This is a genomic window from Burkholderia sp. BCC0419, from assembly GCF_902830285.1.
GTDB lineage: Bacteria > Pseudomonadota > Gammaproteobacteria > Burkholderiales > Burkholderiaceae > Burkholderia.
Genome location: NZ_CADESR010000003.1, coordinates 475,510 through 501,701 on the forward strand (window position 1 = coordinate 475,510; position 26,192 = coordinate 501,701).

Here is a 26,192-nt window from a genome sequence, read left to right on the forward strand (position 1 = left end):
TTGAATGGGACGAGTGTAGCGACGGGAAACGGCGGAAAAAGAAGCGCGCCTCGTAGCGTGAAAGCGCGTTTTCCTCAGACGATCGAATCGGACTACGAAACCCGGCGGCCGGTTCGGGCACGCGCCGCCGGAACCGCTTCCATCGCGCGCCGGGCGGCCGGCGCGCGCCTCCGGCAGGGGTCGGTCAGGACGGCAGCCGCCGCGCGGCGAGGTACGCGAGCTGTGCGCGGTTCTGCACGTTGAAGAGCTTTTCGAGCGAGCGGATATGGTGCCCGACCTTGTGCAGCGACGTCCGCAGCGCGCTCGCGATCTCCTGGTCGGACAGCCCGTGCACAAGCCGGTCGAGCACCTGCTGCTGCTCGTCGGCGAGCGCGAAGCCGCGCATGCGCGCGACACGCGCCTCGAGGAACGGCAGCGCGACGCGATGCACGGCAAGACTGACCGACAGCGCGCCGCCGATCACGCGATCGTCGATCCAGTCGGTGCCGTGCGTTTCCGACGTCAGGTTCACCGCGACGCGCAGGTCGAGGCGCGGCGCCGACAGGCTGAAGATCACACCGCTGTTCATCGCATGCGCGCGCAGATGGCCGGCGAGCGCCAGCACCTTGCGGTCGCCGCTGCCCTGCGCGGCCGCCTCGATCTCGTCGAGCCGCCACGCGACCGGGAAGCCGCTCTGCCGCACCTGCGCGAAGCGCGGGTCGCTTTCATACAGCATCCCTTCGATGAACGGCTGCATGAACGTCGCCGGCGCGAGGTCGCGCAGCAGATGCGCGCGCAGAATGCGCCGCCCGATCATTTCGTAGGCGCCGTAACCGAGCGTACTGAATCCGATTTGCCGCAATCGCGCATGGCATTGCGCGAAGTCGAATGACGCAAGGTCGCTTTTACCTGCCGTTATTTGAATACCGGTAAAAACGTCACGCTCGATTGCGTGATATTCGTTCGAATAAGCGGCAGCGGCCGCTATATCGGATTGTGAGAACCACTCGACGCGTGGTGCGCCGTCAGCATATGTCATGAGGAGCCCGCCCTTTCCCAATATGTGAAACTGCGCCCCGTCACGATCTGGTCTTTTCTTTATGATTTTCTGGTCGTCGTTATATGCGTGCGAACATGAACCTTTCGCCGACATTAGTATTACGGCATATTACGCGCACACCGGCATTTTTGTACAATGCCCCCGCGTTTCGTCAGGGATGACGATCGGCGCATATCACAACGATGCTCGGTCGCACCGCCGCGAATGCCGTACACGATACGGCCGCCGCAGGCGATGCGCGTCGATTCCGAGGGATGGCTCATGTCCGATATTGCATTGCATGAAGAAGCGGTCGCCCCAACCACCATGCCGCGCTCGTCGTGCGGATTGAACGCAGGCGCGGACGCGCTGCGCGAGCGCACCGTGCAGGTCGTCTGGTGCGACGACGTGAAACGCGGCGACGACGCGCAGCCGCACGCGCCGAAGCTCGGCGTCGCCGATACGCTCGCGCACGCGCAGAGCACAGCCGAGCGCAACCGCATCGTCACGAGCCTGCTGCATCTGACGGGCTTCTCGACGTTCGCGTACTTCGCGCTCGAATTCTCGCGAGAGCGCGTCGAAAGTCTTTACCTGCACGAAGCGTTCACGCCGGCCACCTATCGCGGCGACTACGTGCGGCACAACCATCACGACGTCGATCCGCGCACGCTCGGCGCGCGCGTGTGCAACATGCCGATCGTGTGGGATCTCCAGCAATTGCGCCGCGAACACCGCGAGCGCGACGACGCGCCGCGCGTGAGCCCGGCCGCGCTCGACGGCTTCCTGCAGACGATGCAGGACGACGGGATGTGCAGCGGCATCATGTATTCGATGGCCGTGCCCGGCACGCGGCTGCACGCGTTCATGAGCTTCACCGCGCCGCGCCGCACGCGCGAATGGATCACGCCGGCGACGATCGAGCAGGCGCTGTCGATCGGGCTGTCGGTCCACAAGTTCGCGTCACCGCAACTGATCGCGACGTCGCGCGAGCGAACGGTGAACGGGCTCACGCCGTTCGAGCAGGAACTGCTGCTCGGCATCGCCGAAGGCGCGTCCGACAAGGAAATCGGCCGGCGCCTCGACACCAGCGCACACAACGTCGACTATCACCTGCGCAAGCTGCGCAAGCGCTTCGGCGTCGCGAACCGGATCCAGCTCACGTACCTGACGTCGAAGCTCGAACTGATCTGAACACGGGCGCGGCGCGGGCGCCGTTTCCTGAAACCGGGCGCGTAAACGCGCATGCCGGCCTCGCGGGCCGGCATGCGTGGATTGCGGCGCGGCGCCGGGTCCGGTGCCGCCTCCTGTCAGACGGGCTGCGTTACTTCAGCAGCGTCATCTGCACGACCTTCACGATCACGAGACCGACCGCGATCACCAGATAGCCGCGCAGCACCGCCATCCAGATCCGCGTCGCGAGCGTCATGTTCTGCGGCTCGAGCGTGTCGAGCGGCGGCATGCGCCACGTGTCGCGCAGCGAACGATCGACGGCCGGCTCGACGACGCGCTTGTTGCGGCGAATCAGCACCGTCGCGAGATAGCCGGCGATGGCGAGCACGGTGCCGCCCACCAGCACGTCGACGATCGCTTCCCCGCTGATATCCGGATACATCACCGACGCGGTCAGGATGATCGACAGCAGCACCAGCACCCAGATCACCGCGCCGGTGAACACGTTGAGCTTCGTCGAGTTGACCCAGGGCCCAAGCACCTGGCGGTCGTTGCACAGCACGAGCAGGAACACTGTCGCGCTCGGCAGCAGCACGCCGGCCAGCGTCTGCACGGCTTCGGTCAGCAGGCCGAGCGGGCTGCCCGGGATCAGCACGAGCGTGGCCGCGGCCGCGACGATGCCGAAATAGACCAGATAGAAGCCCTTCGCGTCGGTCACGCCGCGGTGCAGCGAGTGACGGATCTTGAACACGTCGCCGATCGCGTATGCGGTCGACAGCGACACGGCCGCCGCGCCGATGATGCACGCGTCGAGCAGCGCGACCGCGAACAGCGTCGCGCTCGTGCGGCCCGCATACCTCTCGAGGCCCGCGATGATGCCGCCCGCGTCGGTGAAGTTGCCGGCTTCCGGATGGCCGCCGAACAACGCCGAGCTGAAGCCGATCATCGCGACCGCGCCCACCAGCACGAACGCGATGCCGATCCACAAGTCGGCCTTTTCATATTTCATGAAGCGCGGCGTGATGCGCTTGTCGATCACGTAGCTCTGCTGGAAGAACAGTTGCCACGGCGCAACCGTCGTGCCGACGATGCCGATCACGAGCAGCATCACGTCCGACAGCTTCGCGTGCGCAGGCCAGTTCGGCACGAAGAAATCGCGCGTCATCTGCGCGACGGGCGGGTGGATCGACACGAGCACCGGCACGAGCAGCAGGCTCAGCACGCACAGCCCGATCGCGAACCGCTCGAAGCGCCGGAAATCGCCGGTACTGACCGCGGCCATCGTCAGCGCGGCGGCCACGCACACGCCGGCCACCTTCGGCAATCCGAAGAAATCCAGCACGAACGTGATACCGATGAACTCGGTGACGATGGTCAGCGCGTTGAGCAGGAACAGGTCGATCACGCTGAACGCGCCCCAGAACTTGCCGAAGCGTTCGAAGATCAGGCGCGCATGGCCGACGCCCGTGACCGCGCCGAGGCGCAGCACCATTTCCTGGTTCACGTACAGCACGGGCACGAGCAGCAGCAACGTCCACAGCAGCGTCGTACCGTAGTTCTGGCCGGCCTGCGTATAGGTGCCGAATGCACCGGCGTCGTTGTCGCCGACCATCACGATCAGGCCCGGGCCGATGATCGCGAGCAGCGTGCGCAGTCGCGCCCACCACGTGCCGCGCGCGCCGGTGTCGTGGTGCGAGATCGTGCCGAGCGCACCGCGGATGTCGCCCAGGTGGGCTTCGTCGAGCACGGCGCTGCGATCGACCGCGATCGGTGGAGAGACGTTGGAGGGCGTGGACATGATGTGTTCCGTACGGCTAAGGGTTATTCGATAAACGTGTGACCTTGGAATGCGCACGCGGCGCCTGCAGACAGGCAGCCGCGCGTGCGCATGCCGAGGCGCGCTCGGCGTTTCTTTTCAGCGGATCAACGATTTCAGCTGGTTCAGCAGGCGGGAGAACACCCGCGGACGGGCGTCGAGCGTCAGCATCGTGTCGTAGTGGTGGCGCGATTCCGTGACGTGCGGAAGGGTCGACAGCAGAAGGCCGAAGTTCATGGTCTGGCTCCGTGCGGCGATGGCAGGCGTGCCGGCCGCGTGGTGGGCGCGGGCCAGTCCGGGGCCTGAACGACGTGTCAGGCTAGTCGGCCGGATTGTCCCCGCGACCCGGGTTCAAAAGGGTCTGCGTATGCAACGGGCATAAGGGACAACTGTCACTGTCGTTCATGGCGGCTCCTGTGCGGTGTTCCGGGGAACACGGTTGACCGCCGTCCGGCGTGCGGGCCGGCATTCGCGCGCCCGGAGAACGGATGCGCGAACGCGGCCGCCTGCCAGGCGGCGGTGAAACCGGGCAACGCATGCGAAAACGCATCACGCTAACCGGCGCGAATCAGGGTGCACGTAGGGAGTTGCTGCGGAATACTGCTGCGCGCACCGTTTGCCCGGGAGACAAACGGCGGCTTCGATGAGGCGCGGACGTCGGTCGCTCAGGCGGAAATTTCGTTCGAAGATCGACTACTGCAGGCGTCCAAGGCGGCGGCCCCAAGAGTGAAGATGGCGGATTCTATGGACCGCGCGAAAGTGAAGTCAACCCCTTGAAACCCCATTTTTCGAAATAAATTTCCCGCCTGACGCGACTGAAAGATTTGCCCTTGAAATAACGTTCCGTAACCTTTCAGCGCCGTCATGACGCAACCCCGCGCCGATGCGTGCGAGCAACGGCCCGGCCCCCTGCTGCGCCTCCTTTTCACCATCGCCGGGTGGCCGTGTGGCGGCCCCGCTCCGCTGCGACGCACACACCACGCAGCGCATCTTTCGTGCGTTTTCTACTTGCGCCGCAGCAAAAGTCGCGACTACAATCCGCCCCAATTCATTACGGGAGTCCCTCCGTGGACACATGCTCTAGTTGCAGTTCGATGCCGGTCCAGGCCGGCCAAGCCATCGCGAGATAGCAGCCAGACGCATGTCTTTTGCCGCTAGCTCGCACTCGTCGGGTTAGCGCGCCTCCACCCGGGCCGGCCATCGCCGGTTCGTCAGTCGCACGCTCCGTTATGTTCCATCCTCCGATCGCAGGCCGCGTCACGCGCCCGCGCTCGATCACGTCGTCCGGCGTTCGCCGGACGGAACGGAGGCAGCGTCATGTTCTTTCAATCGTTCGCGGTCACACTCAAGCGCGTCGTGCACGTCGCGTGCGACCACTCGTTTTCCGGCCGCTCGCCGTTCGCCCGGGCATTCAGCCACTGGCGCGGCCTGGCCCTCGCCCATGTGCCGGCGGCGCCCCGCCCGCTCGATTGCGTGCTGATCGCCGCGACGGCGGCCGCGGTCGCGCTCGTCGCGCTGCTGTGCTCGGTCGCGCCACACGTCGGCTTCGCGCAGGCGTGGCGCGTCGGCGGCTGGCTGCCGTAAGCCCTTCTCCCTTCGTGCGGGCCGTCTCGCCATGCGTCCCGCATCCCGTTCCTGTTTCTTCAGCCTAACTAATCAAACTGCCAACGGAACCGAAATGAAGAACCCTCTCGCACCCGTCCCGCGCAAGCGTCGCGTCGATGCGCTCGCCGCGCTGCTACTGTCGTTCGCCGCCGCGCCCGCATTCGCGCAAGCGACGTCTCCCGTCACAACCGAACCGGCGGCCGGCGCGAGCGATGCCGCCGCCCCCGCACAACAGGCCGCCGATGCTGCCGCGCCCGCTCCCACCGGCTTGTGGGAACGCTCGAATCTGCTCGGCAACATGGGCGGCCTGCGTGACGTGCTCGACGAGCATGGCGTCACGCTGAGCCTGCAGGAAACCAGCGAGTACCTGTACAACACGTCCGGCGGCACGGGTCGCGGCGGCGCGTACCAGGGGCTCACGCAATTCGGTTTCAACGTCGACACCGGCAAGGCGATCGGCCTGCCCGGTGGCACATTCAACGTGTCGGGGCTACAGATCCACGGCACCAGCCTCACGCAGCGCTACCTGCAGACGATGCAGACCGCGACCGGCATCGAGGCCAATTCGACCACGCGCCTGTGGGAGCTCTGGTACCAGCAGTCGCTGCTCGACGGCAAGGTCGACGTGAAAGTCGGCCAGCAGAGCGTCGACCAGGAATTCATGGTGAGCGAGAACGCGGCGACGTTCATGAACGCGACGTTCGGCTGGCCCGTGCTGCCGTCCACCGACCTGCCGTCCGGCGGCCCCGCGTATCCGCTGTCGTCGCTCGGCGTGCGGCTGCGCGTGAAGCCGGCCGACGCGTGGACCGCGATGGTCGGCGTGTTCGACGGCAACCCGGCCGGCCGCAGCGACGGCGACGCGCAGGTGCTGAACGCGCACGGCACCAACTTCAACCTGCGCAGCGGCGCATTCGTGATCGGCGAAGTGCAGTACGCGCTGAACGCGCCGCCCGCCGATCCGAAGGCCCCGCAGCCGGCCGGCCTGCCCGGCACGTACAAGCTCGGCTTCTGGTATCACTCGCAGCACGCGAACGATCCGCGCTACGGCACCGACGGGTTGTCGCTCGCCGATCCGGCAAGCAACGGCACACCGGCCACGCATCGCGGCAACTACGGCTTCTATGCGGTCGCGGATCAGATGGTGTGGCGGCCGGCCGCCGACAGCCCGCGCTCGATCGGCGTGTTCGCGCGCGTGATGGGCTCGCCGGGCAACCGCAATGTCGTCGATTTCGCGGCCAACGCCGGCGTGACGCTGAAGGCGCCGTTCGCCGGACGCGACAACGACGTCGCCGGCATCGCGGTCGGCTATGCGAAGATCGGCTCGCGTGCGCGCGGCCTCGACGGCGACACCGGCGCGTACACGACGCCCGGCTATCCGGTGCGCCGCGCGGAGACGGTCGTCGAGGCGACCTACCAGTACCAGGTCGCGCCGTGGTGGCAGGTGCAGGCCGACCTGCAGCACTTCTTCCGTCCGGGCGGCGGCATCCCGAACCCGAACGCGGCCGGCGCGCGCATCGGCGACGAAACGGTGGTCGGCGTGCGCACGACGATCACGTTCTGACGCCAGCCGCATGAAAACACGGGCTGGACGGCCGCTTGCGCGACGGTCCGGCCCGTGCGGTTGCCTGCCGTGCGGGTACGCGGCCCACGCCGCGCCTTACTCGCCGTGCATGAGTCGCTTGTGCATTACTCGCCGTACAGCCCCAGCAGCTTCAGCGTGACGCCGTTGGTCCAGCCGAAGCCGTCCTGCAACGGATATTCGCCGCCTCCACCGCCGCCCGTGCCGGTGCCCTCGACCACGTACTTCTCGACGAGCTTGCCTTCGGTCGCGTACACGTGCTTCACGTCGGACAGGAAACGCGTGCCGATGTCCTTCGCGAGCGCCGGTTCGCCGTAACGGCGCAGCCCGTCGATCGCGATCCACTGCAGCGGCGCCCAGCCGTTCGGCGCATCCCACTGCTGGCCCGTGTTCTCGGTCGTCGTCGCGAGGCCGCCCGGCTGCAGCAGCGTCTTGCGCACTTCGCGCGCGGTCGCCTTCGCGCGCTCCGGCCACGCGACGCCCGCGAACAGCGGATACAGCGCGGCCGCCGTCACGCCGTCGCGCGGCTTGCGCAACTGCCAGTCATAGTCGCCGTAATAGCCGCGACGGTTCCACAGGTAGTGATTGATCGCGGCCGCACGCCGCGCCGCGCGCCCTGAAAAATCGGCCACGCAGGCGATGTCGCGCGTGACCGCGCAGCCCTTCACGATCGTCGTCTCGAGATGGAACATCAGGCTGTTCAGGTCGACCGGCACGATCGCGGTCGTGCGGATCGTCGCGAGCGTCTTGCCGTCGCCGAACCAGCGCGAGCTGTAGTCCCAGCCGCTTTCGGCGCCCGCGCGCAGGTCGCGGTACACCTCGTTCGCCGGCCGGGACGGCACCGATTTCGCGGTGGTCACGTCCTCGAGATACGACTCGTCGCGCGGCGTGTCGCTCGCATCCCAGTAGCGGTTCAGCACCGCGCCGTCGGGCATCGCGACCACGTTGCGCGCCGCCTGCCCGCGCGGCGTCGTGGTTTCGCCCTGCATCCAGTACGCATGCTCCTTGCGCAGCGCCGGCAGGTATTTCTGGTAGACCTTGTCACCTTCGGCCTGCGCAGCGAGCGTGACCATGTACGCGAAGAACGGCGGCTGCGAGCGGCTCGCGTAGTACGTGCGGTTGCCGTTCGGGATGTGCCCGATCGTATCGATCAGGTATGCGAAGTTGTCGAGCATGTCGTCGACGAGATCCTCGCGCCCCGACGCCTGCAGCCCGAGCATCGTGAAATAGGTGTCCCAGTAGTAGCCTTCGCGGAAGCGGCCGCCCGGCACGACGTACGGCTTCGGCATCGGAATCAGCGAACTGTACGGGGGCGCCGTGACGCTCGTGCGCGTGAGCTGCGGCCACAGCCAGTCGATATGCTGGCGCAGCGTCTGGTTCGGCGGCGGCGTCACGCCGCCTGCCGGGGGCGGCGTGAAATGCTGGTCGACGAACGTCTTCAGCGAGAAGCCCGGCTGCGATTTCTGTTGCTGATACAACCGCACGATCGTCGCGGGATCGGTATCGGGCGTGGCGTCGACGAAGGTCTTCTGGTCGGGATAGAGCTGCGCGGTCTGCACCGCGACGAACAGGTCGCCGTAGAGCTGGCTCGGCGGCGGCAGCAGCGCGCCCGACGCGGGAGCGGGAGCCGCTGCGGTGGCGGCAGGCATCGCGGACTGGCTGGCCGCTTGCGCGGCGGCCTGGTTCGCATTGTCGGCCTGCGCGGCGCAACCGGCGACGGCGAGATAGGCGATGGCCAGTGCGGCGGCCCAACGCAGACGCGGCGCGGGCGGTGACTGACGCGACGGGAAGCGAGATGCAAGCGGTGCGGCACGACGTGACGTCATGGCGTGTCCCCTCCTTTCGATGGTGAGTGGATCGGCACGAGGTCTCGTTCGCGCGCGCGTTCGTCTCGATGGCCTTCGATCGATACGCGTCGTGTTGTGATGCGAGTGGGTCCGACTGTCGCACAAAACATGCATGTCAAGCAAGTTTCTCGGCCGGCGTGACCGGACCGTCATGGGTCATGTCACGCACGACGGCCGAGGCGGCAGTCGTCTCGCCTTCCGCACGTGGAAACAGGAACGACTGTTGCAACATGCGGAACAACTGTTGTCGCACGTGACGCAACGGTCACATTGTGGGCATAATGGCGTCTTTACCGCGCGCCCAGCCCATGTCGCCCGTCTTTCTAGCACCGCTCATCGTTGCCTGTGCGTTGTTCATGGAAAGCGTCGACGCGAACATCATCGTCACCGCGCTGCCTGCGATGGCGAGAGACTTCGGGCACAACCCCGTCACACTGAACATCGCGATCACGGCCTACGTGGTCGGCCTCGGCGTGTTCATCCCGATCTGCGGCTGGCTCGCCGACCGCTTCAGCGCGCGCGCCGTGTTCCGCACCGCGATCGGCATCTTCGTCGTCGGCTCGCTGATGTGCGCGGCGTCCAACTCCCTCGGCGTGCTCACGTTCGCGCGCTTCATACAGGGCGTCGGCGGCGCGATGATGGTCCCGGTCGGCCGCATCATCATCTTCCGCGCGGTGCCGCGCTCCGATCTCGTGCGCGCGATGAACTACCTCGCGATTCCCGCGCTGTTCGGGCCCACGGTCGGGCCGCTCGTCGGCGGCTTCATCACGACCTACCTGCACTGGCGGATGATCTTCTTCATCAACGTGCCGATCGGCATCTACGGGATCTACCTCGCGAGCAAGCACATCGCGAACACGCACGAGCCCGATCCCGGCCCGCTCGACTGGTTCGGCTTCCTGCTGTCGGCCAGCGGCGCCGCGCTGCTGCTGATGGGCCTCACGCTGATCGACGGCTCGCTCACGTCGCGCTCGAACGCCATCCTCATGTGCGCGGCCGGCGCCGCGATGCTCGCGCTGTACGTGCCGTACGCGCGCCGCAAGGAGCGCCCGGTGCTCGACCTCAGTTTCCTGAAGATCCCGACGTACCACGCGAGCGTCGTCGGCGGGTCGCTGTTCCGCATCGGCCTCGGCGCGGTGCCGTTCCTGCTGCCGCTCGCGCTGCAGGAAGGGCTCGGCATGAGCGCGTTCCACTCGGGGCTCATCACGTGCGCGTCCGCGCTCGGCGGCGCGGTCAGCCGCTCGACGGCCACGCATACGCTGCGCCGCTTCGGTTTTCGCACGGTGCTGATCTACAACGCGGCATTCGCGGGCCTCGCGATCGCCGCGTACGGCGTGTTCCATCCCGGCATGGCGACCTGGGCGATCTGGCTGATCGTGCTCGTCGGCGGCATCTTCCCCGCGCTGCAGTTCACGAGCCTGAATTCGATGATCTATGCGGACATCTCGCCGCGCGACGCAGGCCGCGCGACGAGCCTCGGCAGCGTCGTGCAGCAGATGTCGCTCGGCCTCGGCGTGACGGTGGCCGGCCTCGTGCTGCACGTGTCGCACTGGCTCCAGGGCCATCAGGCGATGGTGTGGTCGGATTTCTGGCCCGCGTTCCTCGTGGTCGGGCTGTGCTCGTTCGCATCGATTCCGATCACGCGGCGGCTGCCGCCCGGCGCCGGCGACGAAGTCGCGCGCGGCAAGCGGCAATGAATGGCCGGCGCGACGGCATGACCTGTCGCGCGGCAACGGATGAAAACCGGAAAAACAAAAAAATCAGCGGACATCCACACGGGGCCGGTGCACAGCCGCATGGATGTCCGCTCAGGGCTCCGGGTCTCCCGATGGGGGTCGGGAATCCCGGATTCGCTTCCTGCGTGCCATGGACATATGTGCGTCGGAAGCGGAATCGTTGCGCGCACGTGTCGTCGCGCCATGAACTGCACTATAGGGAAACTTGCAAAACGCATCTGTCAAGCATTGTCAGACGCGTTGCAGTCGCGCGTCGCACGCGCGCGCCGCTTTCGCGCTAAAGTGGTTCCCGATCGCCACCCTCGACCGTCCTTCCGATGCTCACGCTCTCGCCCGCCGCCGCCCGCGCACTGCATCTCGCCGCCCAGGGCCTGCTCACACCGCCGCGCCGCAAGGCGACCAAGTCCGACGTGCTCGACACGATCCGCCGGATGGCGCAGTTGCAGATCGACACCATCCACGTCGTCGCGCGCAGCCCGTATCTCGTGCTATTCAGCCGTCTCGGCGATTTCTCGCCGCACTGGCTCGACGAACATCTCGCCGAGGCGCGCCTGTTCGAATACTGGTCGCACGAAGCGTGTTTCCTGCCGATCGAACAGTTCGGGCTGATGCGCTACAAGATGCTCGATCCGTCGGGAATGGGCTGGAAATATGCGGCCGAATGGCATGAGCAGAATCGTCCCGAGATCGAACGGCTGCTGGCGCGGATTCGCGAAGAAGGCCCGGTGCGGTCGGCCGATTTCGCGCGCGAGGATGGCGTGAAGGGCAATGGCTGGTGGGATCGCAAGCCGGAAAAGCGTCACCTGGAAGTGCTGTTCACGACGGGCGACCTGATGGTGTCGGAGCGCCGCAATTTCCAGCGCGTGTACGACGTGCGCGAACGCGTGCTGCCCGGCTGGGACGATACGCGCGACCTGCCGCCGCGCGATGCCGTGCTGCCTGCGCTGCTCGACTTCACGTGTCGCGCGCTCGGCGTCGTGCGCGCGGACTGGGTGGCCGACTACTATCGGCTGCCGCGCCGTTCGTATCGCGCGGAACTCGAGCGGCTCGCCGAGGCCGGCGACCTGATTCCGGTGCAGATCGACGACTGGAAGGAACCGGCCTACGTGCATCGCTCGCTCGAAGCGTTGCTGCCGGCCGCCGCGGCCGACACGCTGCGCTCGACGGTCACGACGCTGCTGTCGCCGTTCGACCCGGTCGTGTGGGATCGCCGGCGCGCATCGACGCTGTTCGGTTTCGACTACACGATCGAGTGCTATACGCCGGAACACAAGCGGCGCTACGGCTATTTCTGCCTGCCCGTGCTGCATCGCGGCCGGCTGGTGGGCCGCATCGACGCGAAAGCGCATCGCACGCTCGGCACGTTCGAGCTGAAGGCCGTGCATGTCGAGCCGGGCGTGCGCTTCGGCACCGGGCTCGCGGCCGACGTCGCGAAAGCCGTGAAGAAACTCGCGGCATGGCACGGCACGCCGGAGGTCACGGTCGCCCACGCGCCGCCGGCCCTCGTGCAGGCATTCGCGCGCACCTGACGGTCGCGTGCCGCCGGCACGCCAGGGCCTGTTCACGCTGATAACGCGCTTGCACCGGCCCTAGCCGAGCATGTGCATGCCGGCGTCGATATAGTGCGTGCCGCCCGTGATCGCCCGTGCGCCGTCGCTGGCAAGAAACGCGCAGAACGCGCCGACGTCGTCGATGTCCAGCGCGTGATGCAGCGGCGCCCGGCGCGCGGTATCGTCGAGCAGCCGGCCGAAATCCGGCAGGCCCGACGCCGCGCGCGTCGGCAGCACGCCCGGCGAAATCGCGTTGACGCGAATGCCCGCGCCGCCGAGTTCGGCCGCCAGGTACCGCACGCTCGCTTCGAGCGCGGCCTTGACCGGCCCCATCACCCCGTAATTCGCGACGACCTGCTCCGCGCCGAGATAGCTCATCGCCATCAGGCTCCCGCCTCGCGTCATCAGCGGCTCGGCGAGCCGCGCCATCCGGATGAACGAATGGCACGAGGTATCCATCGCCAACGAAAAGCCTTCCGGCGAACTGTCGACCACGCGGCCCTGCAGATCGGCCTTCGGTGCATACGCCACCGAATGCAGCACGAAGTCGAGCGCGCCCCATTGCACCGCGATCGCGTCGAACACCGCCGCCATCTGGTCGGGCCGCCCGACGTCGAGCGGCATCCGGATCGGCGCATCGAGTTGCGCGAACAGCGGCTCGACGTGCGGCAAGGTCTTGTCCGACTGCCAGGTCACCGCGAGCGTGGCGCCTGCCCGGCAAAACGCGCGCGCGCATCCCCACGCGATGCTCTGTTCGTTCGCGATACCGACGACGAGCCCCCGCTTGTGTCGCAACGTCATGTCGCCTCCCGTGTCGATCCGCGCCGGCCTAGCGCTGCGCCGCGATCCATCGCGCGATGTCGGGCCACACCGTCGCCAGCGTGCGCGTCCCCATGAACAGGCCGATATGGCCGCCCGGCACGAGCCGGCTCTCGATCCGCGACGCGGGCGTCCCGAGAAGATCGTGCGCGCCGAACACCTGCTCCGGCGTCGTGATGTCGTCGGCCTCGCCGGCGAGCAGATAGGCCGGGCACGCGACGTTCTTCAGGTCGAGCGTGCGCCCGAGCGCGACGAACGTGCCCTTCGCGAGCCGGTTCCCCTTGAAGATCTGCACGATCGCCTGCAGGTACCAGCGTCCCGGCAGGTCGATCGGGCTTTCGTACCAGTTCGCGAACACCTCGCGCTTGTGCAGGTATTCGGGATCGTCGAGATGCTCGTACAGGTCGACGTGCTCGGCGAGATAGTGCTGGTCGGGATGCATGTTCTTCCAGCCACGCAGCATGAACCGCCCGCGCATCAGCCCGCCGCCCATCGCGACGAGTTCCTCGTAGAACGACGTCGGATACGTGTGCACCATCCGCTTGATCGGGCCGTCGCCCGCGTCGGTGTCGATCGGCGAGCCTGCCAGCACGAGGCTCGCGACCTTGTGCGGGAAACGCGCCGCATACATCGCGGACATCCAGCCGCCCTGGCACAGCCCGACGAGATTCACGCGGCCGCCGAGTTCGTCGACGCACACGTTCAGCTCGGCCAGATACTGGTCGATCTCGAGGTCCTTCATGTCCTCGGTGGCCGAGCGCCAGTCGGTCAGGTACAGGCGCGTCACGCCGTGCTCGCGCAGCGTCTGCATCAGGCTCTGCCCCGGCTGGTAGTCGGCGATCATCGCGCTGTGCCCCGCGTACGGCGCATCGACGATCGTCGGCAGCCCGTGCGCCGGCGCGACCGAATAATCGCGAAACGTCATCGTCCGCAGTTCCAGCAACGGCCGGTTCGCCGATGCCAGCGCCGGGTGCGCTTCGAAATGAAGCTTCTCCTCTTCCGCGAGGAAGCGGAGATTGCGCGCCGCAATCTCGGAGCCGGCCGCAAACATCGCGGTAGCGGCGGCCATCGGCCAGAAAATCGGCAGCGCGGGGGCGCTGACGGCAGGGAAAGATGTGTCGCGGGCTGTCATCGAAGGTCTCACCGGGTCGGATACGGCGTGGAAGGGATCGCGTCGTCCAGCACGCGGCGCGTGTGCCGCGCGATCATCAGGTTCTCGTCGGTCGGGATCACGCGCACCGTCACGCGCGACGCGTCGCTCGAAATCACCGGCAGGCCGGCAGCGTTCGCCGCGTCGTCGAGCACGATGCCGAGCCACGCGGCGCGGCTGCAGATCCGTTCGCGCACGCGCGGCGCGTGCTCGCCGATGCCCGCCGTGAACACGAGCGTGTCGAGGCCGCCGAGCACGCCGGCCAGCGCGGCGAGTTCGCGGGCCGCGCGATAGGCGAACAGCTCGACCGCATGCGCGGCCGACGGTGCGTCGCTCGCGAGCAGCGTGCGCATGTCGCTCGACACGCCGGACACGCCGAGCAAGCCCGATTCGGCATAGATCAGATGCTCGACCTCGTCGAGCGACCGGCCTGCGTGACGCTGCAGGTACAGGATCACGCCCGGATCCAGCGCGCCCGTGCGCGTGCCCATCGGCAGCCCGTCGACGGCCGTGAACCCCATCGTCGTCGCGACGCTGCGGCCGTTCGCGAGCGCACACAGGCTCGCGCCGTTGCCGAGGTGCGCGACAACCGTCCGGCGCTGCACCCACGACGGATCGAGCGCCGCGAGCGCCATCGCGATGTACTCGTACGACAGCCCGTGAAACCCGTAGCGCACGATGCCCTGTTCGGTCAGCGCGCGCGGCAACGCGAACTCCCGTTCGAGCGCCGGCACCGTCGAATGGAACGCGGTGTCGAAACACGCGACCTGCGGCAGGTTCGGCGCAACCGCGGCAACCGCGCGAATCGCATCGACGTGATGCGGCTGGTGCAGCGGCGCGAGCGGCGAAAGCGACGCTATCGCATCGAGCACGCGTGCGTCGATCCGCACCGGCGCGGTGAAATACGGGCCGCCATGCACGACCCGGTGCCCGACGCCGTCGAACGCGGCCTCCTGCCCGACGTGAGCGGCGAACCACGCGTGCAGTGCCTCGATCGCGCCTTGATGCCCCGGTCGCGCGACGGGGCGGTCGGCGAGCGCCGCGCCGTGCGCATCGGCCACGAACAGATGCGGTGTGCCATGCAGGTTCTCGACCTGCCCGTGCAGGCCCGCATCGAGCGAGCGATCCTCGCGCGTGTCGTAGACCGAGAACTTGAGGCTCGACGAGCCGGCGTTGAGCACCAGGACGGGATGTCGCATCGCGGCCCCGTCAGTGTGCGTCGGCCACAACCGCCGGCGCGGCCACCGGCGCCGCCGTGGCGCGCGCCGCCGCCGCGACGAGCGCCGCGACCGCGCAGCTCGCCAGGCGCGTGCGTTCGCTGTCGGCACGACTCGTCAGGATCACCGGCACGCGCGCGCCGAGCACGATGCCGGCCGCATCGGCATTCGCCAGGAACGTCAACTCCTTCGCGAGCATGTTGCCGGCCTCGAGGTCGGGCACGAGGAGGATGTCCGCATCGCCCGCGACCGCGGAACCGAGATGCTTGAGCCGCGCGGCCTCCGGGCTGATCGCGTTGTCGAGCGCGAGCGGCCCGTCGAGCAACGCGCCGGTGATCTGGCCGCGCTCGGCCATCTTGCACAGCGCGGCCGCGTCGAGCGTCGACGGCAGCTTCGAGCTGACCGTCTCGACCGCCGACAGGATCGCCACCTTCGGCCGGGCGATGCCGAGCGCGTGCGCGAGATCGATCGCGTTCTGCACGATGTCGGCCTTCTGCTCGAGCGTCGGACGGATATTGACGGCCGCGTCGGTGATGAACAGCGGCTTGTGGTAAGTCGGCACGTCCATGATGAACACGTGGCTCAGGCGCCGCCCGGTGCGCAGCCCCGTATCGGCGCGCACCACCTCCTCCAGCAATTCGTCGGTATGCAGGCTGCCCTTCATCAGCGCCTGCGCATCGCCCGCGCGCACCAGCTCGACGGCGCGCGCCGCCGACGCATGACTGTGCGGCGCATCCACGAGCCGATAGCCGGACAGGTCGATACCGAGCGTCGCGGCGAGCATCGTGATCCGCGCCACCGGGCCGACCAGCACGGGCACGACGATACCGGCCCGAGCGGCGGCCGCCGCCGCGTGCAGCGATACCTCGTCGCAAGGATGCGCGACCGCGACCGTCACCGGGCGTAATGCGCGGCAACGCGCAACCAGTGCTTCGTATTTCTGATGCATGCGCAACTCGGTCATCGACTGCCCCTTCGCAAGGATCACGTGAACGGATTCTGGTGCGGGACCGGGCGAAGTCGTTTGATTTCCGTCAATCGTTTCAGGTGAAGTCCCGATAGCATGAAGTCGCACAATGACATTCGGATGGCCGCGACGCCCACCCCCTGACATGCACATACGCGAAATCCGCTCGAAGATCGCCAGTACCTCGTCCACGCGCAAGATCACCAAGGCGATGGAAATGATGGCGCGCACCAAGATGGCGAGCGCGCAGCGACGTGCGCGCGAGTTCCGCCCGTATGCGGCGCGCATCGGCGCGATGGCGGAACGCGTGCTGCGCGACCGTCCCGACCATGTATCGGCGCTGATGGCGCGACGCGATACCGTGCGCCGCGTCGGCCTGATCGTCGTCAGCACCGATCGCGGGCTGTGCGGCCCGCTCAATGCGCGGCTGCTCGTCGAATGCGTGGATGCGCTCGAACGCTGGGACCAGGCCGGCGTCGCATGCGAACTGAGCGTGATCGGTGCGCGCGGCGTCGCGCCGCTGCTGCGCCACGGCGCGACCATCGCAGCGCGTGCGGGCGGCCTGGCCGCCGAGCCGCACTTCGAGCAGTTGCTCGGTGCGCTGCTCGTGCCGCTGACCGCGTTCGTCAACGGCGAGCTCGATGAAGTGCACGTCGCGTACAACCGGCTGACGAGCCCGCTCGCGTACGAGCCGCGCATCGATGCGATGCTGCCGATCGCGGGGCTCGACACCGGCGCGCCGACCGACGGCGCGGCCGCGTCCGACTATCTGTACGAGCCCGCGCCCAAGCCGGTCGTGGACACGTTGCTGCTGCGCTACGTCGAGGCGATGCTCTATCAGGCCGTCGTCGAAAACTACGCGTGCGAGCAATGCGCGCGGATGTTCAGCATGCAGACCGCGACGGACAACGCCGACCGCGTGTTGCGCGAACTGCGGCACCTGTACCAGAAGACGCGACAGGCGCAGATCACCACCGAGCTGTGCGAAATCGTCGCCGGCGCGGCGGCGGTCTGAAGGAGTCCACATGAAGACGTCGATGAAGCTCGACATCGTGAGCGTGGAAGCGGTGCTGTATGCCGGCGACGCGCATTTCGTCGTCGTCCCGGGGGAAAGCGGAGAACTGGGGATCTACCCGCATCACGCGCCGCTGCTCACGCGGATCCGGCCGGGCGTCGTGATGCTCGTCGATGCACCGACCGGCGAGCATCGCCGCCTCCTCGTCGCGGGCGGCGTGCTGGAAGTCAGCCGCGACGGCGTGACGCTGATCGCCGATCACGCGCTGCGCACGCCCGAACTCGACGATCTGCGCGCACGCGAAGCGCGGCATGCGGCCGACGACTGGCGCCGGCGCTACGCGCACGAAAACCGGCGCGCGTTCGATTTCGCGTCGGCCCGCGCGGAATTGATGGATGAAATCCGGCGCTTCTTTGCGATGGCGCTGCGGCAACAGGGGCCGCACGACAAGCCGGGCGGCGTCGGTTAGGGCCTGTTCCGGTGCCGCCCGCTCAGTCGCGCAGCTTGCGAAAACGCGGCGTGCCGTCTTCGAGATTGCCGTTGAACATCGCTTCCGGCCGCACCCACAGCCCGCGCGCATGCGGCCACAGATGCTCGTATACGACCACCGATTCCTCGGTTTCGGAATGGCGGGCAACGCCGATATAGCGGTACAGGCCGCCCTTGTAGTGGCGGTGCGTCGCGAGTTGTTCGGCTTCCTGTTCGGTCATGGTGTGCTTCTCTTTGGCAAAAACGGAAAGCGCGTATTGTATGCGCTGCGCGTCAGCGTTTCGTGTAGATGTCGGGGCGGCGGATCTCCATCAGCCGCTCGGGGTTCGCGCACGGGCCGAAGCCGACCGGCCGGTACAGCGCGTGCGCATCGGTCGTCACGAGCATGATGCGGCGCAGCCGCTGCACCATTTCCTGCGCGAATATATGGTCGATCAGTGCGCGGCCGTAGCCGTTGCCGCGTTCGGCCGGCAGCACGAATACGTCGCACAGGTATGCGAACGTCGCGTGATCGGTGACGAGCCGCGCGAACCCGACGAGCCGGTCGCCGACATACGCACCGAAGCACAGCGAGCCCTCGATCGCCCGCTCGACCACGTCGCGCGGAATGCCCTGCGACCAGTACGCGTCGCGATGCAGGAAGTCGAAGATCGCGTCGATGTCGAGTTCGCGCTTGTCGGTGGAAAATCTCGGCGTGGCGGGGGTGGCTGCGGGCACGTCGGTTCTCCGGTTTGAGGGCGGAAGGCGGAGCATCGACGATACCGCGCTGTCGGGTGCGGGACAAGGGACGCCACGGACCATCTGCCGCCCTGCCGGCCTCGATTCGGTGACAATATCGTCCACCCGATTACCCCGCTACGCTGCTTCATGACCTACCGCCTCGTCGCTTTCGACTTCGACGGCACGCTTGCCGATTCGCTCGACAGTTTTCTCGCCGCGCTGTCGGAAGCGTCACGCCTGCACGGCTTTCGCGACGCCACGCCCGAACTGCGCCCGGCGCTGCGCGGCATGTCGGCGCGTGACATCATTCGCGCGCTCGACGTGCCGATGTGGAAAGTGCCGCGCGTGACGATCGACATGCGTCGCCTGATGCGGCCGCGCATCGCGCACGTGCGGCTCTTTCCCGGCGTCGACGCAACGTTCGACGCGCTCGCCGCGCGCGGCATCCGCATCGCGATCGCCACGTCGAATACCGAAGAGATCGTGCGTGACCGGCTCGGCCCGCGCGCCGGCGCGCGCGTCGACCATTTCGCATGCGGCATTCCGCTGTTCGGCAAGGCGCGCCGTCTGCGTGCGCTCGTGCGCGAGGCCGGTGTGCGCGCCGACGAAGTGCTGTACGTCGGCGACGAAATCCGTGACGCCGACGCGGCACGGCGCGCCCATATCGCGTTCCAGGGCGTCGCGTGGGGCTACACCGCGCCCGACGCGTTGCAGGCACATTGCGCGACGCCGTTGCTGCCGCGCCTCGATGCGCTGCTCGATCGCGTGTAACGCTTTCTTTCACGCACGCCACACACACGCAGCCCTCTCGCCCGACGCGCCGCCACGGCAACGGCCGCGACACCATCACGCCGATGAAATGCCGATGACACGCACGTGCATCTCATGCATTGCATGCGCCCCGCGCGCGCAAAAATTGCCGCTGCCGCATGCGCATCAGGTACGCACTACCTGCCTGCGCCTCTGCCCATCGATTCGTCTTACCAACCGTTACACAAGCCACAGCACGGTTGCACCTGCTACCCGACCGCTCTCCTAGAATCAGTCGGGCCGGGAAACACTTCGAACGCCGCCGCGGCAGAGCGGCCATCGAATCCGGCCCGGGCGCGCCCGGTCTCTCGCACAGCGACGGATCACACGATCCGTTTTTTAACCAGAGCCCCGATCGAGGAGGTCCCCCATGAACCGCTTTCCCCACATTTCGCGCCTTGCTTTGTCTGCCGCTGGCCTGCTTCTCGTCGCCGTGACGGCGACCGCGCAAACCGCACAACCGGCACCCGCCGCGTCCGCTGCGCCGGCCGCGACCGCGACGCGCATCCACGAAGCCGACCAGACCTTCATCACGGACGGCACGAAGACCGTGTCGACCCAGCACGACGCCGCGCGCATCGCCGATTCACGCACGTCGGACAGCCAGGTCAAGGCGTTCGCGCAACGCGTGTCGACCGACGATGCAAAGATCATCCAGGCGATGCGTGCGGCAAGCCCGCGCGGCATCGACGTGCCGGCCAACGACCCCGACACGACCGTGCTGAACAGCATCAAGAGCCTGCGCGGCGCCGAGTTCGACAAGGCGTATATCGAACAGGTCGCGCTCGCCGGCCAGCAGAAGACGATCTCGGCGTTCCAGGCCGAAATCGCATCGGGCCGCGACACCAAGCTGAAGGAAGTCGCACGCCAGGCGCTGCCGATCCTGCAAGCGCACTACGCGGACGCGCAGAAGCTCGCGCAGCGTCATCACCTCGCATCGGCGCAGTAAGGCGATGCAGCGCCGCGCATCGTGCGCGGCGCACCGTTTCCCCCGCCGTCGCGCTGCCGCCTCCCCTGCCGGCGGCGCGACGCACGTCGCGCATCAAGCGTCCCGCGTCACCCGTTACGTCGCCAGCTTCGCTTCGAGTCGCGCACGCACTTCCGGCCATTCGTCGTCGATGATGCTGAAGCGCACTGAATTGCGCTTGCGGCCGTCCGGCATGATCCGTTCGTGACGCACGATGCCCTCCTGTTGCGCACCGAGCCGGAGGATCGCCGCGCGCGATTTCTCGTTCAGCTCGTCCGTCGTGAACTGCACGCGCACGCATTGCAGCGTGTCGAACGCATAAGCCAGCAGCAACCACTTCGCTTCGGTATTCGCGCGCGTACGCTGCGCCGATTCGCCCAGCCACGTATGGCCGATCTCGAGCTTGCGATTCTTGCGGTCGATCTTCCAGAAGCGCGTGCTGCCGATGACGCGGCCCGATGCGCGATCGACGATCACGAACGGCATCACGGTACCGGCCGCCCGCCCCTGCAGCGCCGCGTCGATGTAGGCGTCGACCGTCTGCGCGCCCGGCACGACCGTGACTTTCAGGTTCCACAACTCGCCGTCGGCCGCGGCGTCCAGCAGCGCCTGCCGGTCGGATGCCTCGAGCGGGCGCAGGACGACACGTTCGCCGGTGAGGGTCGGTTGTTCGAGGGCAGACGATGCGTCGGTCATGACGGAATTCCGGAAAGGAAATGAGGACGATGGCGGCGAAACGCCCATCATACGGTGGCGCCGCTAGCCGAGGTGTGCGGCCAGCCGGCGGCGGATCGCCTTCGCTTCGCCGCGCAACGCATCGGCGAACGCATCGACGAGCAGGCTCTTCGGCCGGTGCTCGGGCACGATCAGGCTGACCCGGTACGGAAACGAGCGCGTCAGCGGCCGCACGTGCAGGTCGCGGCCGACGAAATCGAGCGCCGTGAGCGGGTTGACGATCGCGGCCCCGAGCCCTTGCCGCACGAACGCGCACACCGACACCGCCGACGGCGTGTCAACCACCGAACGCGGCGCGACGCCGAGCTGCGCGAACGCCTCGTCGATCAGGATGCGGTACGGATCGTTCAGCGACAGGCTCACGAACGGGCGGTCGGCGAGATCCAGCAGGTCGATCGCGTCCTGCGCGAGCAGCGGATGGCCGTCGGGCAGCACGCACACCTCATCGACTTCGAGCAGCGGCGTGAGCACCGTGCCGGCCGGCGCGACGTCGTGCTCGGTCAGCCCGAGGTCGTAACGCTGGGCAGTGAGCCACTCTTCGAGCACCGGCGACTCCTGCGTCGCGACCGACACGCTGACGCCCGCATGCGCGTCGTGAAAGCGCCGGCACGCACCGGGCAGGATCGCGTGCGAGAACGCCGGCAACGCGATCACCGACAGTTGCCCGTCGCGAAACTCGCGCAGGCGCGCGGCCGTCGCCGCGACGCGTTCGAGCCCCACATATGCGAGCCGCACGTCGTCGAACAGCGTGAGCGCGGCCATCGTCGGGCGCAGCCGGCCGTGCGCGCGTTCGAACAGCGCAAAGCCGACGACCTGCTCCATCCGCGCCAGCTCGCGGCTGATGGTCGGCTGCGACGTGTACAGCATCTCGGCCGCGCGCGTCGTGCTTCCGGTGACCATCAGCGCGCGAAAAACCTCGATATGACGGTGCGTCAGCATGATCGTATATATCAGGAATGAATCGAGTATCGATAGATAGGCATTTTACTGTATAGCCGATCAGGCGCATCATCCGGCTATCCGTTCATTCAATCCGATTCATCCGCCATGTCCCTCGATTCCCGCCAGCTCGCGACGCTCGCGCAGCAATACGGCACCCCGCTGTGGGTGTACGACGCCGACGTCATCCGCGACCGCATCGCCCAACTGCGCCAGTTCGACGTGATCCGCTATGCGCAGAAGGCGAATTCGAACGTCCATATCCTGAAGCTGATGCGCGAGGAAGGCGCGTGCGTCGACGCCGTGTCGCTCGGCGAGATCGAGCGCAGCCTCGCGGCGGGGTTCAGTCCGGCAGGCGATCCTGCGGCAGGCGAGCCGGAAGGCGTCGTATTCACGGCCGACCTGATCGACCGCCCGACGCTCGCGGCGGTGCTGAAGCATGGCGTGACCGTGAACGCCGGTTCGCTCGACATGCTCGCGCGCATCGGCGAGCATGCGCCCGGCCACCGCGTGTGGCTGCGCGTCAACCCCGGGTTCGGCCACGGCCACAGCAACAAGACCAACACCGGCGGCCCGCAGAGCAAGCACGGCATCTGGATCGACGACATACCGCGCGCGATCGAGATCGTGCGCCAGTACGGGCTGAAGCTGGTCGGCATTCATATGCACATCGGTTCGGGTGTCGACTACGGCCACCTGTCGCAGGTGTGCGACGCGATGGTCGATCTCGTCACGTCGCTCGGCCACGACATCGACGCGATCTCGGCCGGCGGCGGCCTGTCGATCCCGTATCACGACGGCGAGCCGCGTGTCGACGTCGGTCACTACTTCAGCCAGTGGGACGCCGCGCGCAAGCGGATCGAACGGCATCTCGGCCACCCGGTGCGCATCGAGATCGAACCGGGCCGCTTTCTCGTCGCCGAAGCCGGCACGCTCGTCACCGAAGTGCAGGCCGTCAACCGTCGGCCGAAACACGATTTCGTGCTGATCGACGCGGGCTTCAACGACCTGATGCGCCCGTCGATGTACGGCAGCTATCACGCGGTGTCGGTGCACGCGCACGATGGCGCGCCGCCCGCCGGCCGGCCGCTCGTCGATCTCGCGATCGCCGGGCCGCTGTGCGAATCGGGCGACGTGTTCACGCAGGATGCAGGCGGCGTGGTCACGCACCGCAAGCTCGCGCAGCCGCAGATCGGTGACCTGCTGTTCCTGCACGACGCGGGCGCGTACGGTGCGTCGATGTCCTCGAACTACAACAGCCGGCCGCTCGCGCCGGAAGTGCTCGTCGATCGCGGCACGCCGCGGCTGATCCGCCGCCGGCAGACGATCGGCGAATTGCTCGCGCTGGAAACGTTCGAGTAACCCACGCCCGGCGTGACGAACGCCAACGGCCAGGCTTGCCGCTACCGGCAGCCTGGCCGTTTTGCTTGGCGTCTCGTCGTCGGGCGCACGATCGCGATCATGCGCATCGACGGCAACCGGCTTGCAGCCAGCCGCGCATCGGGTGACGTCAGCCTGATGCGCGGCACGCCGCTGCGCCTGCCTCACCCCGCGCGCTGCACCGGCGCCATCTTCGAGAAGTACTTCGCGCCCGCCACGCAGCCGACCACCACGACCGTCACGACGACCATCGACGGCGGCACCGTCTCGTGCAGCAGCCCGGCCGCGAGCAGGAAGCCAAAGAACGGCTGCAGCAGCTGCAACTGGCCGACGCCCGCGATCCCGCCGAGCGCAAGCCCGCGATACCAGAACACGAAGCCGATCAACATGCTGAACAGCGACACGTACGCGAGCCCCCACAGCACGGCGGCATCGATGCCGTCGAACGATGCGGGCCAGGTCAGCCACGTGAGCGGCAGCATCAGCGGCAGCGACAGCACGAGCGCCCACGAGATCACCTGCCAGCCGCCGAGCTGGCGCGAGAGCCGCGCGCCTTCCGCATAACCGAGCCCGCAGGCGACGATCGCGGCCAGCATCAGCGCATCGCCGAGCACCGACGCCTGCCCGCCGTTGCGCAGCGCAAACGCGGCCACCGCGCCGCTGCCGACGATCGAGAAGATCCAGAACGGCAGCCGCGGCCGCTCGCCGCCGCGCCACACGCCGAACAGCGCGGTCGCGAGCGGCAGCAGCCCGACGAACACGATCGCATGCGCCGACGTCACGTGCTTCAGCGCAAGCGCCGTCAGCAACGGGAAACCGACCACGACACCGAGCGCGACGATGGCCAGCGACACGGCCTCGGCACGCGACGGCCGCCTCTGCTTCAGCACGACGAGCAGCAGCAGGCCGAGCGCGCCGGCGATCGTCGCGCGGGCGAACGTGAGAAACAGCGGGTCGAGCCCTTGCACCGCGACACGCGTCGCAGGCAGCGAGCCACTGAAGATGATGACGCCCAGCATGCCGCTGAGCCATCCGTCGGTCGTCTTTTGCACGGTCAATCCTGAATGGAGGGTGGATGACCGATGATCCGCCGCCGGCGAAAACGGCGTAAGCTACAGCCCAATACAATTCAGACAAACTGTACTGGACAACCGGCCGTACAGTTCATCGTCCGCCATGAGCCCTTCCGCCCCGACTCCCGTTCCGCCCGCGCCGTCGCGCACGCGCGTGGAAACCGTCATGGATACCCTGCGCGCGCGGATCGCGAGCCGCGCGCTGATGCCCGGCGCGCGCGTGCCGTCGATCCGGATGATGGCCGACGCGCTCGGCGTGTCGAAATCGACGGTCGTCGATGCGTACGAGCGGCTCGCGAGCGAAGGCGTGCTCGCCGCACGGCGCGGTTCGGGCTTCTACGTGTCGGGCCACGCACCGCCGCTCGCGCTCGCCGAGCTGGGCCCGCGCCTCGATCGCGAGCTCGATCCGCTGTGGCTGTCGCGCCAGTCGCTCGAGGCGGCGCCGACGTCGGTGAAGCCCGGCTGCGGATGGCTGCCGTCGTCGTGGCTGCCAGACGAGAGCCTGCGCCGCGCGCTGCGCGCCGTGTCGCGCGACGAATCCGATGCGCTGACCGACTATGCGACGCCGCTCGGCCTGCCCGCGCTGCGCCAGCAGCTTGCATGGCGGCTCGCGCAGCACGGCGTCCACGCGGAACCCGCGCAGATCATGCTGACCGACGGCGGCACGCACGCGCTCGACCTCGTGTGCCGCCTGCTGCTGGAACCCGGCGATACCGTCGTGCTCGACGATCCGTGCTACTTCAACTTCCAGGCGCTGCTGCGCGCGCACCGCGCACGGATCGTCAGCGTTCCGTTCACGCCGAACGGCCCCGATCTCGTGCGCTTCGAACAAGTGCTCGCCGAGCACCGGCCGCGCCTGTACATCACCAACGCCGCGCTGCACAACCCGACCGGCGCGACGCTCGCGCCGCCCGTCGCGCACCGGCTGCTGACGCTCGCGGCCGAGCACGGGCTGCTGATCGTCGAGGACGACATCTTCGCGGATTTCGAGAGCACGCCCGCGCCGCGCCTCGCGGCGTTCGACGGGCTGTCGCGCGTCGTGTCGATCGGCAGCTTCTCGAAGACGCTGTCGGCCGCGATCCGCTGCGGTTATGTCGCCGCGCGCCCGGAATGGATCGACGCGCTCGTCGACCTGAAGCTCGCGACGTCGTTCGGCAATGCGCAGATCGGCGCGAACGTCGTGCACCGGCTGCTGATCGACGGCACGTACCGGCGCCATCTCGACAGCCTGCGCGCGCGTCTCGCGGATGCGATGGGCGAAACGATCCGGCGCCTCGCGCGAGCCGGCCTCGGGATCTGGACGGAGCCGCGCGGCGGGTTGTTCGTGTGGGCGCAATTGCCGGACGGGCTCGACGCCGCGCGCGTCGCACGCCACGCGCTGGACCACGGCGTGGTGCTCGCACCCGGCGACGTATTCAGCGCGTCGCGCAGCGCGACGTCGTACATGCGCTTCAACGTGTCGCGCTGCAAGGGGCCCGCTGTGTTCGATGCGCTTGCGCGGGCGATGGAGGCCGCGCGTGTGGTGGAGCGCAGCGGCGCGCCGGCGAATGCTGGCGGCCATGTGCTGGCCGGCAAGTGACGCGAGCCGGC

General features: G+C 67.8%; 24 protein-coding genes. 11 read left to right on the forward strand and 13 right to left on the reverse strand.

The features are described from left to right. Nucleotides 1-184: 184 nt before the first annotated feature. Nucleotides 185-1,018 (reverse strand): autoinducer binding domain-containing protein, encoded by an 834-nt coding sequence (locus HWW87_RS20415; protein WP_175821861.1) that lies wholly within the window; start codon nt 1,016-1,018, stop codon nt 185-187. Between the two features lie 282 nt (nt 1,019-1,300). On the opposite strand from HWW87_RS20415, the gene HWW87_RS20420 reads away from it, so the two are divergent. After that, a complete protein-coding gene (locus tag HWW87_RS20420; RefSeq protein WP_175821862.1) occupies nt 1,301-2,209 on the forward strand; it encodes a LuxR family transcriptional regulator in 909 nt (302 codons plus the stop codon). Nucleotides 2,210-2,339: 130 nt separating this feature from the next. Here HWW87_RS20420 and HWW87_RS20425 read toward each other — a convergent pair whose 3' ends face one another. Together HWW87_RS20425 and HWW87_RS20430 are read right to left on the reverse strand one after the other, a co-directional pair. Beyond that, nucleotides 2,340-3,986, reverse strand: a complete 1,647-nt coding sequence (locus HWW87_RS20425) for an NRAMP family divalent metal transporter (protein ID WP_175821863.1) — start codon at nt 3,984-3,986, stop codon at nt 2,340-2,342. A gap of 117 nt (nt 3,987-4,103) precedes the next feature. Continuing rightward, on the reverse strand, nt 4,104-4,241 hold the full coding sequence (locus HWW87_RS20430) for a hypothetical protein (protein ID WP_174388375.1): 138 nt from the start codon (nt 4,239-4,241) through the stop codon (nt 4,104-4,106). Between the two features lie 1,080 nt (nt 4,242-5,321). Here HWW87_RS20430 and HWW87_RS20435 point away from each other — a divergent pair. Both HWW87_RS20435 and HWW87_RS20440 read left to right on the forward strand, forming a co-directional pair. After that, nucleotides 5,322-5,588 (forward strand): hypothetical protein, encoded by a 267-nt coding sequence (locus tag HWW87_RS20435; RefSeq protein ID WP_175821864.1) that lies wholly within the window; start codon nt 5,322-5,324, stop codon nt 5,586-5,588. A 94-nt stretch (nt 5,589-5,682) separates the two neighbouring features. Next, nucleotides 5,683-7,170 carry a carbohydrate porin gene (locus tag HWW87_RS20440; protein ID WP_175821865.1) on the forward strand — a complete coding sequence of 496 codons (1,488 nt, stop codon included), beginning with the start codon at nt 5,683-5,685 and terminating at the stop codon, nt 7,168-7,170. 125 nt (nt 7,171-7,295) lie between these two features. Here the strand turns inward: HWW87_RS20440 and treA are convergent, their stop codons facing one another. Then, complete coding sequence (gene treA, locus HWW87_RS20445; RefSeq protein WP_175821866.1) at nt 7,296-9,014, reverse strand: alpha,alpha-trehalase TreA; 1,719 nt, start codon at nt 9,012-9,014, stop codon at nt 7,296-7,298. A 329-nt stretch (nt 9,015-9,343) separates the two neighbouring features. On the opposite strand from treA, the gene HWW87_RS20450 reads away from it, so the two are divergent. Next, nucleotides 9,344-10,732, forward strand: coding sequence for an MFS transporter (locus HWW87_RS20450; protein ID WP_175821867.1), 1,389 nt, complete (start codon nt 9,344-9,346; stop codon nt 10,730-10,732). A 356-nt stretch (nt 10,733-11,088) separates the two neighbouring features. Next, complete coding sequence (locus HWW87_RS20455) at nt 11,089-12,300, forward strand: crosslink repair DNA glycosylase YcaQ family protein (protein WP_175821868.1); 1,212 nt, start codon at nt 11,089-11,091, stop codon at nt 12,298-12,300. A 60-nt stretch (nt 12,301-12,360) separates the two neighbouring features. On the opposite strand, the gene fabI is transcribed toward HWW87_RS20455, so the two are convergent. From fabI to HWW87_RS20475, 4 genes are read right to left on the reverse strand one after another with little or no spacing between them, the layout of a single operon-like run. Continuing rightward, nucleotides 12,361-13,122, reverse strand: coding sequence for an enoyl-ACP reductase FabI (fabI, locus tag HWW87_RS20460; protein WP_175821869.1), 762 nt, complete (start codon nt 13,120-13,122; stop codon nt 12,361-12,363). A gap of 28 nt (nt 13,123-13,150) precedes the next feature. Then, nucleotides 13,151-14,272, reverse strand: coding sequence for an alpha/beta fold hydrolase (locus HWW87_RS20465; protein ID WP_175821870.1), 1,122 nt, complete (start codon nt 14,270-14,272; stop codon nt 13,151-13,153). 8 nt (nt 14,273-14,280) lie between these two features. After that, a complete protein-coding gene (locus HWW87_RS20470; RefSeq protein ID WP_175821871.1) occupies nt 14,281-15,489 on the reverse strand; it encodes an acetate/propionate family kinase in 1,209 nt (402 codons plus the stop codon). A 10-nt stretch (nt 15,490-15,499) separates the two neighbouring features. Further along, a complete protein-coding gene (locus HWW87_RS20475; RefSeq protein WP_347879294.1) occupies nt 15,500-16,627 on the reverse strand; it encodes a phosphate acetyltransferase in 1,128 nt (375 codons plus the stop codon). On the opposite strand from HWW87_RS20475, the gene atpG reads away from it, so the two are divergent. Both atpG and atpC read left to right on the forward strand, forming a co-directional pair. After that, nucleotides 16,620-17,489, forward strand: coding sequence for an ATP synthase F1 subunit gamma (atpG, locus tag HWW87_RS20480; RefSeq protein ID WP_175821872.1), 870 nt, complete (start codon nt 16,620-16,622; stop codon nt 17,487-17,489). The two genes, HWW87_RS20475 and atpG, sit on opposite strands and share 8 nt — an antisense overlap. Nucleotides 17,490-17,499: 10 nt before the next feature. Beyond that, on the forward strand, nt 17,500-17,958 hold the full coding sequence (gene atpC, locus HWW87_RS20485; protein ID WP_175821873.1) for an ATP synthase F1 subunit epsilon: 459 nt from the start codon (nt 17,500-17,502) through the stop codon (nt 17,956-17,958). A gap of 22 nt (nt 17,959-17,980) precedes the next feature. Here the strand turns inward: atpC and HWW87_RS20490 are convergent, their stop codons facing one another. Next, complete coding sequence (locus HWW87_RS20490; protein ID WP_006480837.1) at nt 17,981-18,199, reverse strand: DUF1653 domain-containing protein; 219 nt, start codon at nt 18,197-18,199, stop codon at nt 17,981-17,983. Between the two features lie 52 nt (nt 18,200-18,251). Continuing rightward, nucleotides 18,252-18,695, reverse strand: a complete 444-nt coding sequence (locus tag HWW87_RS20495) for a GNAT family N-acetyltransferase (protein ID WP_175821874.1) — start codon at nt 18,693-18,695, stop codon at nt 18,252-18,254. A 150-nt stretch (nt 18,696-18,845) separates the two neighbouring features. Here HWW87_RS20495 and HWW87_RS20500 point away from each other — a divergent pair, with 150 nt between their 5' ends. Together HWW87_RS20500 and HWW87_RS20505 are read left to right on the forward strand one after the other, a co-directional pair. After that, nucleotides 18,846-19,469, forward strand: a complete 624-nt coding sequence (locus HWW87_RS20500; RefSeq protein ID WP_175821875.1) for an HAD hydrolase-like protein — start codon at nt 18,846-18,848, stop codon at nt 19,467-19,469. Between the two features lie 409 nt (nt 19,470-19,878). Then, on the forward strand, nt 19,879-20,457 hold the full coding sequence (locus HWW87_RS20505) for a DUF4142 domain-containing protein (RefSeq protein WP_175821876.1): 579 nt from the start codon (nt 19,879-19,881) through the stop codon (nt 20,455-20,457). A 114-nt stretch (nt 20,458-20,571) separates the two neighbouring features. On the opposite strand, the gene HWW87_RS20510 is transcribed toward HWW87_RS20505, so the two are convergent. Next, nucleotides 20,572-21,171: a GNAT family protein gene (locus HWW87_RS20510; RefSeq protein ID WP_175821877.1), complete on the reverse strand. Its 600-nt coding sequence runs from the start codon at nt 21,169-21,171 to the stop codon at nt 20,572-20,574. A gap of 63 nt (nt 21,172-21,234) precedes the next feature. Continuing rightward, a complete protein-coding gene (locus HWW87_RS20515; RefSeq protein WP_175821878.1) occupies nt 21,235-22,149 on the reverse strand; it encodes a LysR family transcriptional regulator in 915 nt (304 codons plus the stop codon). Between the two features lie 108 nt (nt 22,150-22,257). On the opposite strand from HWW87_RS20515, the gene lysA reads away from it, so the two are divergent. Beyond that, a complete protein-coding gene (gene lysA / locus HWW87_RS20520; RefSeq protein ID WP_175821879.1) occupies nt 22,258-23,511 on the forward strand; it encodes a diaminopimelate decarboxylase in 1,254 nt (417 codons plus the stop codon). 182 nt (nt 23,512-23,693) lie between these two features. Here the strand turns inward: lysA and HWW87_RS20525 are convergent, their stop codons facing one another. After that, nucleotides 23,694-24,581: a DMT family transporter gene (locus HWW87_RS20525; protein ID WP_175821880.1), complete on the reverse strand. Its 888-nt coding sequence runs from the start codon at nt 24,579-24,581 to the stop codon at nt 23,694-23,696. A gap of 124 nt (nt 24,582-24,705) precedes the next feature. Between HWW87_RS20525 and HWW87_RS20530 the strand changes: the two genes are divergently transcribed. Beyond that, nucleotides 24,706-26,181: a PLP-dependent aminotransferase family protein gene (locus HWW87_RS20530; RefSeq protein ID WP_175821881.1), complete on the forward strand. Its 1,476-nt coding sequence runs from the start codon at nt 24,706-24,708 to the stop codon at nt 26,179-26,181. The last annotated feature ends 11 nt before the right edge of the window (nt 26,182-26,192 follow it).